12 protein-coding genes are annotated in these 16,551 nt (G+C 60.8%); 8 read left to right on the forward strand and 4 right to left on the reverse strand.

Annotated elements, in window-relative coordinates:
* The first annotated feature begins 149 nt into the window (after positions 1 to 149).
* The 3 genes from EKK30_RS14680 (at position 150) to EKK30_RS14690 (ending at position 5,761) form a co-directional block, all read left to right on the forward strand.
* Positions 150 to 1,805: a DUF2497 domain-containing protein gene (locus EKK30_RS14680; RefSeq protein WP_290986232.1), complete on the forward strand. Its 1,656-nt coding sequence runs from the start codon at positions 150 to 152 to the stop codon at positions 1,803 to 1,805.
* Between the two features lie 331 nt (positions 1,806 to 2,136).
* Positions 2,137 to 2,871, forward strand: coding sequence for a DUF2497 domain-containing protein (locus EKK30_RS14685; protein WP_290986233.1), 735 nt, complete (start codon positions 2,137 to 2,139; stop codon positions 2,869 to 2,871).
* A 121-nt stretch (positions 2,872 to 2,992) separates the two neighbouring features.
* Positions 2,993 to 5,761, forward strand: coding sequence for a valine--tRNA ligase (locus tag EKK30_RS14690; RefSeq protein ID WP_290986234.1), 2,769 nt, complete (start codon positions 2,993 to 2,995; stop codon positions 5,759 to 5,761).
* 8 nt (positions 5,762 to 5,769) lie between these two features.
* On the opposite strand, the gene EKK30_RS14695 is transcribed toward EKK30_RS14690, so the two are convergent.
* Together EKK30_RS14695 and EKK30_RS14700 are read right to left on the reverse strand one after the other, a co-directional pair.
* Positions 5,770 to 6,372 (reverse strand): DUF2939 domain-containing protein, encoded by a 603-nt coding sequence (locus EKK30_RS14695; protein WP_290986236.1) that lies wholly within the window; start codon positions 6,370 to 6,372, stop codon positions 5,770 to 5,772.
* An 88-nt stretch (positions 6,373 to 6,460) separates the two neighbouring features.
* Positions 6,461 to 7,597: a M48 family metallopeptidase gene (locus EKK30_RS14700; RefSeq protein ID WP_290986237.1), complete on the reverse strand. Its 1,137-nt coding sequence runs from the start codon at positions 7,595 to 7,597 to the stop codon at positions 6,461 to 6,463.
* Between the two features lie 396 nt (positions 7,598 to 7,993).
* Here EKK30_RS14700 and ilvD point away from each other — a divergent pair, with 396 nt between their 5' ends.
* Together ilvD and EKK30_RS14710 are read left to right on the forward strand one after the other, a co-directional pair.
* On the forward strand, positions 7,994 to 9,718 hold the full coding sequence (ilvD, locus tag EKK30_RS14705; protein ID WP_290986238.1) for a dihydroxy-acid dehydratase: 1,725 nt from the start codon (positions 7,994 to 7,996) through the stop codon (positions 9,716 to 9,718).
* A gap of 34 nt (positions 9,719 to 9,752) precedes the next feature.
* A complete protein-coding gene (locus tag EKK30_RS14710; protein ID WP_290986239.1) occupies positions 9,753 to 10,778 on the forward strand; it encodes a sel1 repeat family protein in 1,026 nt (341 codons plus the stop codon).
* A 40-nt stretch (positions 10,779 to 10,818) separates the two neighbouring features.
* Here EKK30_RS14710 and xth read toward each other — a convergent pair whose 3' ends face one another.
* On the reverse strand, positions 10,819 to 11,601 hold the full coding sequence (gene xth / locus EKK30_RS14715; protein WP_290986240.1) for an exodeoxyribonuclease III: 783 nt from the start codon (positions 11,599 to 11,601) through the stop codon (positions 10,819 to 10,821).
* A 52-nt stretch (positions 11,602 to 11,653) separates the two neighbouring features.
* Positions 11,654 to 11,977 carry an iron-sulfur cluster insertion protein ErpA gene (gene erpA, locus EKK30_RS14720; protein WP_290986241.1) on the reverse strand — a complete coding sequence of 108 codons (324 nt, stop codon included), beginning with the start codon at positions 11,975 to 11,977 and terminating at the stop codon, positions 11,654 to 11,656.
* A gap of 115 nt (positions 11,978 to 12,092) precedes the next feature.
* Here erpA and EKK30_RS14725 point away from each other — a divergent pair, with 115 nt between their 5' ends.
* From EKK30_RS14725 to EKK30_RS14735, 3 genes are all read left to right on the forward strand, one after another.
* Entirely contained in the window at positions 12,093 to 13,322 is a 1,230-nt protein-coding gene (locus tag EKK30_RS14725; RefSeq protein WP_290986243.1) for a deoxyguanosinetriphosphate triphosphohydrolase, read from the forward strand.
* Positions 13,323 to 13,438: 116 nt separating this feature from the next.
* Positions 13,439 to 15,199 (forward strand): arginine--tRNA ligase, encoded by a 1,761-nt coding sequence (argS, locus tag EKK30_RS14730; RefSeq protein WP_290986244.1) that lies wholly within the window; start codon positions 13,439 to 13,441, stop codon positions 15,197 to 15,199.
* Between the two features lie 62 nt (positions 15,200 to 15,261).
* Positions 15,262 to 16,551, forward strand: a 1,290-nt coding sequence (locus EKK30_RS14735) for an SPOR domain-containing protein (RefSeq protein ID WP_290986245.1), incomplete at its 3' end; no start/stop codon positions are given.

Consider the following 16,551-nt stretch of genomic DNA (forward strand, 5'->3'; position numbering starts at 1 on the left):
CGGTGAATGTTGCGGATTTTCCGCAACCTGCCACCATGCAGGTGTCCAAAAAAACACGTTTTGAGTCGCTTTGGTTTGGCGTAGCAAGTTTGGTGCAGCAGATCGCGTACGCCCCGTGTTGTGGCGGCTCAGTTGCGAAAAGGTAGGGTATGTCGAGACTTGAATCCAACGCTGAGCCAAGCATGGAGGAGATCCTCGCTTCGATCCGTAAGATCATCGCTGAGGATTCTTCCGGCTTGAGATCGCCCTCGCCTGTTGCACGACCCGGCACGCCCTACACGCCCGCTGCCAGACCAACCCCGTCGACCGTTCCTTCCGCGGCTCCCACGCCGCAGCGCGGGTTCATGTCCCGCGAGGCTTTTCTGAAGTCCTCGCAGCCTGTCGATCCCGAACCGACGCAGGACACCTATGACCCATTGAATTCCGCCCGCCCCGCTCGATCCGAGTTAGCGTCCCCGGCTGGGGCCTCGCCGGCGAGGACCCGCCACGACGCGGGCTCGTTTGAACGCGAGCAGCGCGACACGCTCCGCCCTCGCGACGAATTCAAATCCAAGGATGCGCCGCCTTCGAAGGAGCCTCATCATCCGGCTGTTTCGAAGGATCACGCGCATCCGCTTCGGCAGGAAACGTCTGGGCTGAGGAATGCCGAGGGCAGCCCAGCGACGAACACCCAAACAGAAGATGCGTCCATTGAAACGGTCGAAGTGGTCGCCGTCGAGGACGTGTTGCCGGCCATCAAGAATGCTACTCCTGCAGTTCTGAAGCCGGCGCCCGTGGCGGCTGCGACGTCGCCTGCGGCTTCCGATGCGGCACGCATCGAAGCTCAATTGTCGGAATTGCTCAGCGAGGATTTGAGCGCGCTTCGCCAGAGCCGAACGCAGCCTTCCGAAACGGTCATCGTACCGAGCCAGTCAAAAGATGAAGCCCAAAAGGCCGGTGCCGAACTGCAAAAGACGGACGCCCCATCTTCGGAGAGCAGCGATCCCTTTGCATTCGATTTAGGTCCTTCGCCCTTCGCGCCGAAGCCCGAGACGGTGGCGCCGGCCCCGATAGCCTCGGCCGCTCCGGCGCCGCAGCCCGCTTCCGCGTTTCAATCCTCCGAACCAAAGATCGAGACGCCTGCGCCGCTTGCTCCTAGCGCGCCATCATCTTCCTCGATCCCGTCCGTGTCGACGTTTGAGCAATCGCGCTCGGCGGCACGCCCGAGCTTTGGTGACTCCATCTACGCGGCCGAAGCTCGCTTCGGCGAGAAGAGCGGTGCGTCCCGCGAGAGCAATCCGCTCTCGAATGGCTTCCCATTTGCCGATCTCAGCGGGCCTTTTTCATCGCCCACCGATCAGCCCGCCAAGCCCTCGCCGTCGGTCGCGGCTGAGCCTGAGACGCCCACACATCGATCGCGCACCCCATTCGTCGTGCCAAGCGTATCCGCCACTCTTGGACCATCTCGCAAGCTCGAACCTCTCTCGAACGCGTTCCAGCCTGCTCCGCCCCCGCCACCGCGCGCGCTCGAGACTTTCGCGCCGTTGCCAGAGAACGCGCCGGAGCCAAAGCCCATCGCTCCGCCAATCTCCTCGATGTTCAACCCGGATCCAGCCTCCCGGGCCGAGCCGGCTTCGCACACCACGCTGCCGGCCACGAGAAGCGAAAATCCACTCGATCGCCCGATGGAAGACGCAATGGCGGATCTTCTTCGTCCGCTGTTGAAAACGTGGCTTGCCGAAAATATGCCCAAAATCGTTGAGCGCGCGCTTCGCCGCGAAATGACCGAGCGGCTGCTGCCAGGGCAGAAGAACTCGCAGGAATAGTCCCTTGATCGCACGCCAGAACTCTAACTTCGAAATGTCTGCCATTTCGAAGCGAGGACGCCTGCGTCCACATGCTTCTGCATCAACAACAATTTTTTGTTGCGCGTTGCTTTCGCCACACGGTTGCCGCGACTGAGACCTAGCGTTGCCTTCAGCGGGGGGCCGCATCTATCGACAGCGTGAAAGATACGCCGCCCGTCACGTCACTGGGTTTGGCTGCACGCGCCGAGGCGAGTGCCTCCTGATCCAGCAACGACGAACCGGAGGGGCACAACGGGGGCTGCCGACGCGGTTCTGCGATTTGAAGTTTGTACGCAGAAGAGGATGCGTCATGACAACGATGAACGGAGCAAAACACGACGTTGAGGACATTCTCGCATCGATCCGCACCAGTATTGCAGATCGTGCGCCAATGTTTGAAAGCGAGAGGCGTGACGTTCGTATCGCCACGCTGCGCGGCCGGAGCTCGATTGCGGAAGAAGCGGCTGATTTCGACCTGCCAGCCATTTTCAAAGCCTCGGCGCAACCGGCACCCGGAAGGCCAAATTTACTCGGGAGGCTAAGTGAAGCTTTGGCATCAGGTTCACCACAAGAGCGCGAGCGGTCGCGCACTGTCATTCCATTCGAGCCTGCGCATGGTCGTATGCTTGAACCACCGCCCGTCGCACGCGACGTGAAGTCCGCGACCGAGAAAGCGGAAAACGAACACGACACCGCCCTCGCCGAGAGGATCGCTGCTCAAAATGACGCGTTGAAGCGCAACATGCCGACTTTCTTCGATACGCGCATGAGCCGAATGAGCGGCATGTCGCAACCGCCAGCCCCCGAACCTGTAGCTCCAGCAGCGCCGCCGCCGGCACCTTCGGCCGCCGCTGGGCCTCAGCCGCCGCGCCTGCCAGGACTTCAGCCGCTCCATGGCGATGGGGGCGATGTCGAGGATGCCGCAGCTCAGCTCTTGCGGCCGATCCTGCGGCAATGGCTCTCCGAGAATATGCCTAAAATCGTCGAGAAGGCGCTTCTGACGGAAACAGGCGGAAGCGGTTTGGGCGGCCCCATTCGCCGCTGAAGACCGCATCGTGAAGCATTGCCAGAATTGAGGGGAGCGAAGGTTGACAGCTGCCGAAGGTCGGCCTTACGACCGAGGTCCGAAAACACGGCCTTGCAGCTGAAAAGCGACGCTCCCTCCAATGCTTGAAAAGACATTTCGACCGGCCGACATCGAGCCGCGTATCAATTCCGAATGGGAGAAGGCGAACGCCTTCAAGGCCGGGCGGTCGGCATCGGGCGGAAAGAACGCCGCATATTCGATCGTCATACCGCCGCCCAACGTTACGGGCTCGCTCCATATGGGGCACGCTCTCAACAACACCCTTCAAGACATCCTCGTTCGCTTCGAGCGCATGCGCGGCCGGGATACGCTTTGGCAGCCAGGCACCGATCACGCTGGCATCGCCACGCAAATGGTGGTCGAGCGCCAACTTGCCGCGAACAAAGAACCGTCGCGCCGCGAATTGGGCCGCGATGAATTTCTGAAGCGCGTGTGGACGTGGAAGGAAGAATCCGGCGGCACCATCATCACGCAATTGAAACGCCTCGGCGCATCCTGTGACTGGAGCCGCGAGCGGTTCACCATGGACGAAGGCCTGTCGAAGGCCGTCGTGAAGGTCTTTGTGCAGCTCTACAACGAGGGCCTCATCTACAAGGATAAGCGCCTCGTCAACTGGGACCCCAAATTCCAGACCGCGATTTCCGATCTTGAAGTCGTGCAGGTCGAAGCGCGTGGAAAATTCTCGTGGTCGAAAGACAGCGGCGAGCCGTTTGACGCGGCAGCGCTGGCGAAGGTGCTCGCAAAAGATCCGAGCGGGCACATGTACCACTTCCGGTATCCGCTCACGCAGAAGGTGCCCGGCTACGACAAGGATTACATCGTCGTCGCAACTACGCGCCCGGAGACGATGCTCGGCGATAGCGGCGTTGCGGTTCACCCTGAAGACGAGCGCTATGCTGCGCTGATCAAAGCGGGCGCCAAGGTAAAGCTGCCGCTCGTCGGTCGCGAGATCCCGATCGTTGCCGACGAATACTCGGACCCCGAGAAGGGGACCGGCGCGGTGAAGATTACGCCCGCGCACGACTTCAACGACTTTGAAGTCGGCAAGCGCCACAACCTCGCGCAGATCAACATTCTCGATGCCTTCGGCAAGATCAACGACGAGGCACCCGAGGCCTATCGCGGGCAAGATCGCTTCGATGCCCGTAAGAAAATCGTGTCTGACTTCGATGCGCTGGGTCTGCTTGAAAAGGTCGAACCGACCGGTCACACCGTCCCGCACGGCGACCGCTCCGGCGTCGTCATCGAGCCCTGGCTGACCGACCAATGGTACGTCAACGCGGGTGAGCTTGCGAAGAACGCCGTCGCTGCTGTCGAGAACGGCAAGACTGTTTTTGTGCCGAAGAATTGGGAAAAGACCTACTTCGAATGGATGCGCAACATTCAGCCGTGGTGCATCTCGCGCCAGCTCTGGTGGGGCCATCAGATCCCGGCGTGGTATGGGCCCGACGGCAATTTCTTCGTTGCTGCAACAGAGGACGAAGCGCGAACGCTCGCGCAAAAGCACTACGGCAACGATGTCGTGCTTACGCGCGACCCGGACGTGCTCGACACCTGGTTCTCGTCCGCGCTCTGGCCGTTCTCGACGCTTGGCTGGCCAGAGGAAACTCCGGAACTCGACCGCTATTATCCGACGAGCGTTCTGGTCACCGGCTTCGACATCATCTTCTTCTGGGTCGCCCGCATGATGATGATGGGCCTTCACTTCATGAAGGAAGTGCCCTTCAAGGACGTCTACATCCACGCCCTCGTCCGTGACGAGAAGGGGCAGAAGATGTCGAAGTCGAAGGGCAACGTCATGGACCCGCTCGTTCTCATCGACGAGTTCGGCGCGGATGCGCTGCGCTTCACCTTGGCTGCCATGGCGGCCCAAGGCCGCGACATCAAGCTCGCGAAGTCCCGCGTTGAAGGCTATCGCAACTTCGCAACCAAGCTTTGGAATGCATCACGCTTTGCTGAAATGAACGAATGCGTGCGCCAGCGCGACTTCGACCCAAAGACTGCGTCGCAGACCGTCAACAAATGGATCATCGGCGAAACCGAGTTGACCGCAAAGGCGGTCACGGCCTCGCTCGAAGCCTACAAGTTCAACGAAGCGGCGGGCGCGATCTACGACTTCGTCTGGGGTCAATTCTGCGACTGGTATCTCGAGCTGATCAAGCCGGTGCTGGCCGGCGATGAAGACGACGCCAAGTCGGAAACCCGCGCCGTCACTGCCTGGACGCTCGATCAGATCCTGAAGATGCTGCATCCGTTCATGCCCTTCATCACCGAAGAGCTATGGACGCACATGGTCGAGCACGGCGTGAAGCGTGACACGCTCCTGTGCTTGAGCCGATGGCCGACACTCGATGGGCTCGTCGAGGTGGATGCCGTCAACGAAGTGAACTGGCTCGTCAACCTAGTTTCTGAGATCCGTTCGGTGCGCACCGAGATGAGCGTTCCGGCAGGCGCCAAAATTCCGCTCGTCATTGTCGCCGCCGACGAGGTCACGCGCGAGCGCGTCCGCCGCAACGACGAAACTTTGAAGCGCTTAGCTCGCGTTGACGAAATCGATTTCGAAGACGCGGCCCCGAAAGGCGCAGCTTTGATTGTCGCGGGGGAAACGACTGCCGCGCTGCCCCTGGCGGGCATCATCGACATGGATGCCGAACGCCGGCGGCTGGCGAAGGCCATCGAAGGCGCGGAAGGCGACCTCGCCAAGATGGACGCCAAGCTCTCCAACCCGCAGTTCATGGAACGCGCGAAGGAGGAAGCCATTGAGGAGGCGCAGGAGCGCAAGGCCGAACTCGAAGCTGACATCAAGCGCTTCTCGGCCGCGCTGAAACGCTTGAGCGACGCGGCCTAGTCCGTCAGCTACATGCTCGTCAGTTTCTGTACGGCGGATTTTGCGGTCGTCAGGAACTTGACGCGCAGCGCGGTAAGCTTCCATCCGCTGGGACGAAGTTCGAGCTTGCCGAGGTACAAGCGCGACGCGTCATACTTGTCCTCCATGTCGATCTCGAAGCTGGTGAGGCTGGTGAACTCCGCGCGTTGCACGCGCGACCATGCTTTCGAAATCCGTTGGTTCAACGGCAGCTTGCTCGCATCGTCGTCCTCGCTCGAGACGTATGTGCGGTAGGTTTTGCGTAACGTGAAAAGCTGCGGCAGGCCCGTAGGCGTCACATATTTGTCGACCAAGCTCTCGACCATGCCCTGGCCCCAGTACGTCTTAAAACGAACCCACAGGCCTTGGCTGGCCTTCGGATCAGCCTCCGCATCGGGCAGGTTCAAAGCGATTTGGGCGATCGAGGGCTTCAGCGTTTCTCGCACGCTGTTCCATTCAATCGCTGTGGCCAGATAATCTGCATTGCCGTTGCGCACCGCTTCGCGAATGCTCCACGCCGTTACGAACGGCGAGCCGATGTAGGCCGCGGCGGACAGAAGCAAAACCACAGCAATGGAAGCAAACAGTTTCATCGGACAACCGGCTCGATAGGCATACCATTGCCTTCTCGCATGCGATTCCGGCCAACATCGGGCCAGCCACCAAGTCAGCCCACAGCTCTTACGACTTATCTTTGTCCAGGGCACGTGTGGTCTTGCAAATCGTTTTAAAGGCTTCCCAAGCCTTCGCATCGAGGGCAGGGGTGGCCGTGTAGGGCGACTGCACACGAACGAGCTTAGCGCGTTCGGCGGGCAGCGGATGCGTTCTGAGCCAGGAGAAAGCAGCCGGCGATACGCCCCCGTCTTCCGCTTCGGTCTTCGCGACACGGGTGAAGAAATCTCCGAGCCCCTTAGGCGAGATCGCTGCGGCTTTAAGGATCTCCAACGCATGGAGATCCGCTTCGTGCTCGGCGCTACGGGAATAGCCGAGTTGGGCGAGCATCAGGCCGACATTAGCGAGGCTTCCTCCAGCGGTGCCTCCGAGCATGATTTCGAGCGCTGCGCCGAGACCGACGCCTCGGATGATCGCGGCTTCGGGATGCATCTCGATGCCGTGTCCCATCTCATGCGCGAGGACACCAGCAACCTCGTCCGGCCCCTCCGATTTATCTATGAGCCCTTTCGTTAGTACGATCTGTCCGCCCGGTACCGCGAACGCATTCATGAGCGACCAATCATACACATGAATTTCGAAGGTGGTCCCAGTGGCGCCCTTCGAAAGCCGTCCGCCCAATGTCGTCAGCACCGCGAGTCCGGCTGGATCGACGCATTCCTTGTAGCCCTCAGTCATCGATTCGCGCGCGGCATTGCCCAGCCGTTCGCGCCAACTCATGGGAAGGGATTTCGCAACCCACTTTGCAGGACTCCAGCTTAGGATCGCGCTTGCGGCAATCACGCCAGCGAACACTGCAAACAGTAAAATCCACAGAGTTCGACGTCGTTGTTGACGAGCGCGCTGGGATAGATGCGGAGCACGCACACTGAGGTCCGCTGCGAAGGGAGCTCCCTGCACGAACAGCGACGCTCCTGGCTCATCCCGCGATGACAAGAGAACGTCGATCGCATTAGCGCGAATCGGCTCGTCCGCCCGAAGACCTGCATAGTGCCACAGGCGGCGTGGCTTGCCGTGGGCGAGGTCGAACTCAACCCCGGTCAGGGCCAAGGTCGCGGTGCCGTCGATCGCGGCCTGTCCACGCCCGGGCGTGAAGCGGCAGTAGGCTTTTTCAGCGGGGAGATTGGAATGGCTGACGGAGGACATCGGTGTCTTTGAAGCTGGCTGCGGCGATCAGCCATGTAAGCACGGCAAATGCTGAAAGAAATGTCTCCGCCATGACAAACTGGAGCCCTTGTCTCGTCGCAGTGCTGGCTCCATATCCCCGCTCCGCTCGAGCGAAATGGAAAGCCGTTTTGGGGCCCGGCATTAAGCTTACGCCGCCGCCCACATCGAAAATGTTGCCGTTAAGCAACTTCCCGAAAACGGCGCGCCACTTTCGAGCCACATTGACCGCGCACCTGCTGAAACTTGGACCCGGCTATGCAGCGTCACTTTTTTCAGCGCTGAGCACTTCCGCCGAGGGCCTGTGACTGGCATCCCTGCATCATCCGCTCTCTCGGGTGAAAACAAACAAGGGCAGGATGCCCAACGAGGAAATGAATGGACGCCAAGACGTTCGATAAATCGAAACTGCCGAGCCGCCATGTGACGGAGGGTCCGTCACGCGCGCCGCACCGATCCTACTACTATGCGATGGGCCTGAAGGAAGAGGACATTCATCGTCCCTTCGTAGGCGTCGCATCCTGCTGGAACGAAGCTGCTCCTTGCAACATCTCGCTGATGCGCCAGGCGCAGGCCGTCAAAACCGGCGTGAGCGAGGCCGGCGGCACTCCCCGCGAATTCTGCACCATCACCGTCACCGACGGGATCGCGATGGGCCATCAGGGCATGAAGTCGAGCCTGGCGTCGCGCGAAGTCATCGCCGACTCCATCGAACTTACCATGCGCGGCCACAGCTACGACGCGCTCGTCGGCGTCGCCGGTTGCGACAAGAGCTTGCCGGGCATGATGATGGCCATGCTCCGCCTCAACGTGCCGAGCGTTTTCATCTACGGCGGATCGATCCTTCCCGGTCATTACAAGGGCCGCGATGTGACGGTCGTCGACGTGTTCGAGGGCGTCGGTATGCACTCGGCAGGCAAAATGTCCGATGCCGATTTGCACGAACTAGAGTGCGTCGCGTGTCCGTCGGCGGGCTCATGCGGTGGCCAATTCACCGCCAATACGATGGCGTGCGTGTCGGAAGCGATCGGCCTTGCGCTTCCCGGTTCTGCTGGTGCGCCGGCTCCCTACGAAAGCCGCGACCATCTTGCCATCGAAAGCGGCAAGGCCGTCATGCGTCTCATCGCCGACGGAATTCGTCCGCGCGACATCTGCACGCGCAAAGCATTCGAAAACGCTGCGATCATCGTGGCGGCGACTGGCGGCTCGACGAATGGCGCGCTGCATCTGCCTGCGATGGCGAACGAGGTCGGTATCGATTTTGACCTCTTCGATGTGGCCGAGATCTTCAAGAGAACGCCGTACATCGCGGACCTCAAGCCAGGCGGTAAGTATGTCGCCAAGGACGTCTACGATATCGGCGGCGTGCCTCAGATCTTGAAAGCGCTTCTCGAAGGCGGTGTTTTGCACGGCGACTGTCTAACCGTGACCGGCAAGACACTCGCGCAAAATCTCGAGAGCGTGAAGTTCAACACCGACCAGAAAGTCGTATTTCCGGTTTCCAATCCGATTTCGAAGACGGGCGGAGTCGTGGGCCTCAAAGGCTCGCTTGCACCCGATGGCGCGATTGTGAAGGTTGCCGGCCTGAAAACGTTGAAATTCCGCGGTACGGCCTTGTGCTTCGACCGCGAGGAAGATGCGTTCCAGGCGGTCGAGGACCGGAAGTACAAGGACGGTGACGTGATCATCATCCGCTATGAAGGGCCGAAGGGTGGCCCCGGCATGCGCGAGATGCTGTCGACGACCGCCGCGCTTTACGGCCAGGGTTCGGGCGACAAAGTCGCGCTCATCACCGACGGTCGGTTCTCTGGCGGCACGCGCGGGCTTTGCATCGGTCACGTCGGCCCGGAAGCTGCCGTAGGCGGACCGATCGCTCTCATCAAAGATGGCGACATCATCACCATCGACGCAGAGGCTGGGACGATCGACCTCGAAGTAAGCGAGGAAGAACTGGAAAAGCGGCGCAAGGTCTGGAAGGCGCCGAGCAATATGTATCAGTCAGGGGCGCTGAGGAAATTTGCGGACCAAGTGGGACCGGCGAGGTACGGGGCCGTAACCCATGCGGGAGGAAAGGCGGAAGTTCACTGCTATGCGGACATTTAGGCTTGCTCTTGTAGGCAGCGTGGCGTCCATCTTGATGCTCGGATCAGCGGCGGCGGGAGACGTAGTCTTCCGCTCGCCCGACGATGCGATGAGGCAAGGCATCTCGGCGTTCAACGGCGGGTACTACGAACTGGCGCTGCCCGCGTTCGAATCGCTTGAGGCGTCAAAGCCCCAGGTCGCGCGCTACTACATGGCTCGCATCTATGCCGATAACGAAGGCGCCTACACGGACCACGGCAAGGCCTACAAGCTCTACAAGGCATTGGCGGACGAACTCCAGGACATCGATCCGGACGATGATGCGCTAGCACCAATCGCTGCGAAGTCTCTGACTGCGGTTTCCATGTACCTTCGCAATGGCATTCCCGATGCTGGTGTGCGTCCAGATGTCGAAGTCGCTAACCGTGATCTGCAGCGCGCTGCGCTCACATTCAATGATGAGGACGCGCAGTTCGAACTCGCGAAGGTTTATCTTCGCGGCGAAGGCCCCGATATTTCGGTTGCCGGTTTCGACGATCCCGCCAGCAAGATTGAGAATGGCCGCCACTGGCTATCCCGGCTCTCGCAGGCCGGCCATCCTGGGGCTCAGGCTTTCCTCGCCGATTTGATGTGGCGTGGGAAGTTCGTGCAGAAGAACCAGACAGCCGCCCTCAATCTTATCGACGTCGCGGTCGCAAATGCGCCGCCCAGCGAACGTGTGTGGATCGAGGACATTTATCAGAACATCTTCTGCAACGCGGGCGAGGGCGTGCGTCAGCAGGCGACCGGCCGGGTCGCGGAATGGCATAATCGCTATGGCCGCAGTCCTTCCTCGCGCAACGATAAAGACGGTCTGGACAATCTGACGGTCGAACCGGTGCGGACGTGCGCGAACGGCGAACTCGTTCGCCCGATGAGCGCCGAAGCCAAGACGATCCCGCCAGTTCAGATCATCAGTTCGCCGCCTCCGCAGCCGGGTCAACGCAGTGCGCTCATCCCTGCCGGCGCAGCGGCAATGCCGCCCGTCGGACCGCCGTCGCCGGTGGTCGGACTGACGCCGAACGGCGCAACGGCGCGATAGCAGCCGCTCTTGATTGGCCGATCGTTGGCCTATGTCCCCGTCAAGCCGCTAGCTTGATCCAGACGGGCACATGATCGGAGGGCTTTTCTTGCGCTCGCGTGTCCCGATCGATGCCCGAGGACCGTAGTAGATCGGTCGCCTGGCTCGACAGCAGGAGATGATCTATTCGGATGCCGTCATCCTTTTGGAACGCACCCGCCTGATAATCCCAGAACGTGTAGACGCCTGGCCCCGGATGGCACGCGCGCGTCGCATCGGTAAAACCGAGATTGACGAGAGCGCGCCACGCCGCGCGGCTTTCCGGCTGATACAGCGCGTCATTCACCCAAGCCTGAGGCCGCTTCGCATCTTCCGGATCGGGAATGACGTTGAAATCTCCCGCGAGAACGAGGGGCATTTCGTTTGCGAGCAGGGATTTCGCGCGCATCTGCATGCGAGCCATCCACGCGAGCTTGTAAGTGAATTTTTCGGTTCCGATCGGGTTGCCGTTCGGTAGATACAGTGAGACGACGCGGATCATATTCGATCCGAGCGCGACCGACGCTTCGATCCATCGGGCGTGCTGGTCGGCGTCATCGCCTGGCAGACCACGGCTCACGTCTTCCAGCGGCGTCTTCGAAAGAATTGCGACGCCGTTGAACCCCTTTTGCCCGTTGGTGACGACGTTATAGCCGATGTCTTGGAACGCCTGCGTCGGGAACCCATCGTCCACCGACTTGATCTCCTGCAAGCAGACGACGTCCGGCGCGCGGTTGCGCAGATACGTCAGGGCAGCTTCAAGCCGCGCTTTGACGCCATTGATGTTCCAGGTGGCGATGATCATGGCACAACCCTGTGCCACCACTTCCCGCGCAAATCAAATCCGGAAAGCGAGATCAGATGGAGAAGCTGGTTCCGCACCCGCAAGACGCTGTGGCGACGGGATTATTGATCTTGAATGTGGCTCCGATCAGGTCGTCGACAAAATCGATCTCGGCGCCTTCCATGTACTGTTGGGAAACGGGATCAATCACGACCGTGGCCCCATTGCGCGTGATCACCAAATCGTCGGCCGCCTGCGCTCCAACCAGATCGAACTTATACTGAAAGCCGGAGCACCCGCCGCCCTCGACCGACACGCGAAGTACGGGCGCATTCGCCTCCTCGGCGGTGATCTCCGCGATGCGCGTCGCGGCGCGTTCGGTGACGGTGATGGTCATTGGGGTGCTATGTTTCAACGGTTGAAAGCACGACATTATCCAAGAAAGCTGGCATCTGCCGCAACCAAAAGATAGGAAAGCGGCACACGAAGTCAAATGCTTAAGATCGCGGCGGATGGCGGTTGAGGTGAAAACGGCTCCCGAGCCCTTGAACTATGGGCAGTCCCTGCAACCGGGAGAGCGTGCGCCAGCTTGCTATGCCGCCAGCGCCATTGCATCCCGAGGACGGTTTTTTCGCGAATCGGAGTGCCCGACCCGCAGTCCCTTTCAGCGCGATCGAGATCGTATCCTGCATGCGTCGGCTTTCAGACGGCTGACGTACAAAACCCAGGTTTTTCTCCCGCATGAAGGCGATCACTTTCGGACGCGTCTGACGCATTCGCTCGAGGTCGCACAGATTGCGCGCACGGTGGCCCGACAACTCCGACTGGATGAAGACCTTGGCGAGACGATCGCCTTGGCACACGACCTTGGTCACTCTCCGTTCGGTCACGCCGGAGAGCGGGCGCTCGATGAGGCGATGAAAGCTTTCGGCGGCTTCGACCACAACGCCCAATCGATCCGCGTGGTCACCAGGCTTGAGCGCAAATACCTAGCCTTCGATGGCTTGAATCTCACGTGGGAGACCCTCGAAGGTTTGGCAAAGCACAATGGGCCGGTGCTGAACAAGAATAGTGCTGTCGCCAAAGTTTTACGTCATATCGAGGCCTGGTCAGCTCTGGACCTGTCCCAGTGGCCGTCGGCCGAAGCGCAGGTGGCGAGCTTGGCCGATGACGTCGCCTATCTCTCTCACGACGTCGATGATGGTTTGAGGGCCGGCTTGATCTCATTCGACATGTTGTTCGACGTGCCGCTTGCCGGTCCAATTGCCAAAGAGGTATCGGCCATTGCGAGTGGAGCCGAACCAGGCCGCGCGATTTACGAAGTCACTCGTCGAATGATCACGGCAATGGTCAGCGACATCGTCCAGGAAAGCCGCCGCCGACTATCGGCCCTCGCACCTAGCGACGCGGACGATATCCGCCATGCCGGCCGCGCCACGGTTTCGTTTTCCGATGGATTGTCCGCCGACCTGCTGCAGTTGAAGCGGTTCCTCTTCAAGGCCGTTTACCACAACCGCCGCGTTCTCGACGTCATGGAAAAGGCAGAACAGGTGGTTCGCGACCTGTTCGCGAAATATCAGGCGGATCCCGCCACGCTCCCGGCTGGCTGGCGCGATGCGCTTCAGGGTCTGGACGAACGACACCGGGCGCGGCTCGCCTGCGATTTTCTTGCCGGTCAAACGGACCGCTATGCGCTCTCGGAGCACCGACGCCTGTTTGACGTAACGCCGGAACTGGGCTAGCGCGAAGCCCCGTTTCCGCCCTAGTGGCTCCCGGAGCATGGTCAGGCGCGAATGCTATCTCTGGGTCGCAACCTGTTCACCTGCGTAAGTCGCCAGCGCAAATCCTAAGGACGTCCATGAATCTCTTTGCCGAAGTTGCAGCTCGCGTTACGGCCGCGCTCGAAGCTCTGAAGACCGAAGGCCGCTTGCCTGCCGATCTGGTCCTACCGTCTTTCGACGCCGAGCCGCCGCGAGATGTCGGTCATGGCGACGTTGCGATCAATGCTGCATTGGTGCTTGCGAAACCCGCGAAGATGAAGCCGCGCGACATCGCCGAGGCGCTGAAAGCGAAGCTCGAAACGGCGGCTGACGTCGAACGAGTCGACGTGGCCGGTCCAGGCTTCCTCAACATCACGTTCAAGCCGCAAGTCTGGCAAACGCTCGTCCGGACGATTCTGCAGGAGGGGCCGCGATTTGGCGCGGGTTCGATTGGCAAAGGCGAGAAGCTGAACGTCGAATACGTGTCGGCTAATCCGACCGGCCCGATGCATGTGGGGCACTGCCGCGGCGCAGTTTTCGGAGACGCGCTCGCCAATCTTCTTGTCTTCGCCGGGTATGAGGTCACCCGCGAATACTACATCAACGACGCCGGCGGCCAGGTGAACGTGCTCGCGCGCTCGGCCTTTCTCCGATATCGCGAAGCGCTTGGTGAGGATATCGGCGCAATTCCCGAAGGCCTTTATCCGGGTGAGTACCTGAAGCCGGTCGGGGCAGCCCTCGCCGCGGAGCACGGCGCATCGCTACGCGAAATTCCTGAAGAGCGCTGGCTACCGGTCGTTCGTCAATTCGCGATCTCCAAGATGCTGGAAATGATCAAGGACGACCTTGCCGCCCTGAATATCACCCACGAAGTGTTTTTCTCTGAAGCGTCGTTGACCTCGGGTGGCCAGGACAAAGTCAAGACCGCCATCGACGCGTTGCGCCAGAAGGGCCTGATTTACGAAGGCAAGCTCGAAAAGCCGAAGGGCCATGACGACGCCGAGTGGGAAGACCGTCTGCAAACGCTGTTCAAGTCGACGAGCTTTGGTGATGACGAAGATCGCGCGTTGCAGAAGTCGGACGGCAGCTACACCTACTTCGCCGGCGACGTCGCCTACCATTATGACAAGCTTCAGCGTGGCTTCCGCCATCTCATCAACGTCTTCGGCGCCGACCACGTCGGCTACATCCCTCGTATGAAGGCGGCCGTTGCCGCGCTTTCCGGCGGCGAGGCCGATCTCGACATCAAGGTGGTTCAGCTTGTGCGCCTGTTCAAAGCAGGTGAGCCATACAAGATGTCCAAGCGGGCGGGAACATTCGTCACGTTGCGCGACGTCGTCGATGAGGTCGGACGCGACCCAGTCCGCTATATGATGCTCTACCGGAAGAACCAGGAAACTTTGGACTTTGACTTCGCCAAGGTCACGGAGCAGTCCAAGGACAATCCGGTCTTCTATGTTCAGTACGCCCATGCTCGCGCAGCAAGCGTCATGCGCAACGCCACCGAGCAGATCGCCGGATTGAACTTATCCGTTGAAGCGCTTCAGGCCGCGGACCTCACGCTTCTAGCCGATACCGGCGAGATCGACCTCATTAAGCGATTGGCGGCTTTCCCGAAATTGGTCGAGGGTGCCGCGTCCGCGCACGAGCCACATCGCATCGCCTTTTACCTTTACGACCTCGCGAGCGCTCTCCACACCCAGTGGACACGTGGCAACGATTCGCCACATTTGCGATTTATTCAGGCAAATGACGGGGTTGCGACTTCAGCCAGACTGGCGCTGATTGCCGCGACAAAGACGGTGATAAAATCGGGGCTTGAGATCCTCGGCGTCGAGGCGCCCGACGTGATGCGCTAAAGTCTCGACTCGACGATTAGGCGCAACCACTACTTGCGCCCCATTCTAAGGGGGTTTCCGCGATGTCCTCGCAGAACGCATTCCCGGGCAGACAGCCTGCTCGCTCCGCAACGCCAACGGGTAATGCGTCTCAGCCGTCCTGGGTCAATCCTCAGGCACAGGCGCCAACGGGACGTCCGCAGCAGCAGAATACCTGGCCGCCGCAGCAGCCTGTGCAGGGATATCCGAATTTCCAGGACCCAGCGGGAGCAGGTGGGCGTGCCGCCGACCCGCAGCAGGCATCTTACGGCCAGTGGAGCGACCAGCAGGCTGGCCAGCGCGGCAGCTACGGTGGCTATCCGCAGTCGGGAACTAGCCAGCCTGACCCGTATGCTCCCCAATTTGAGCCCTACGTGCCGCCGTCTCGCCCGAACTATACGCAGCCTCAACAGCAATCGCCGGGGTTCGCTCAGCCTCAGGCTCCGGCCTTTGGGGGGCAGCAGGGCCAGCATCCGGCGCAGCAATGGCCTGGGCGAAACGATCAGCGCGGCTACGAGCCGGCCGGCTATGGCGCTCAAGGATTTGGGACTCAGCAGGCCGCTCCGGCCGGAGCCACCTTCGGCCAGCAGCAGTACCATGACACTGAGCTGAGTTCGAACGATTGGGCTGGGCCGCACGACAATTTCGGCGATCACTACCAGCAGCACGGTGACCCGCACCTGGGTTTTGGACAGCCCGAGGGCGGCGAACTCGAACCCGTCTACAATGACGAAGACGTCGAGTACGAGGACGAGGAAGATGCGCCGCGCGGGCGCCGCCCTCTAATGATCGTAGCCGCCCTGATCGGCGCGATCGTCATCGGCGGGGGCATGGCTTACGGTTACAAGAAGTTTTCCGGTGGTGGTTCTCCAACGGGCGAACCGCCGGTGGTGAAAAGCGATGATTTCGCCGCCCGCACGAAGCCCGCGGATGCCGGTGGCAAGCAGTTTCCCTATTCCGACACCAAGATCATGGGTCGATTAGGTGACGGCACGTCCTCGGCGTCAGCAGAGGACGCGAACGCGCCTCCGCAGCCATCCTCGCCTGACAACTCGGGCGACTCTTCGAACACATCGACCGACGACGGAGGCGCTCGCAAGGTTTCCACGCTGGTCGTAGGACGCGACGGCACGATCATGCCGCCCGCAACGCCAACTCAGGATCAGGCTCCAGTGCAGCAGCCGCAGTCGGGCGGCACGGGCGTGCCGGGCACGTCCCTGGTTGATGTCTTCGGTCAGCAGCAGGGCGGGGGCGGCGCACCTGCCTCCCATGACAGTCAGCCGGTCATGCCGAAACCTCTGAACGCAGAGGAAGCACCGGCGAAGAAGGTAAAG

The sequence above is a fragment of the Hyphomicrobium sp. genome (assembly GCF_003987855.1).
GTDB lineage: Bacteria > Pseudomonadota > Alphaproteobacteria > Rhizobiales > Hyphomicrobiaceae > Hyphomicrobium_B.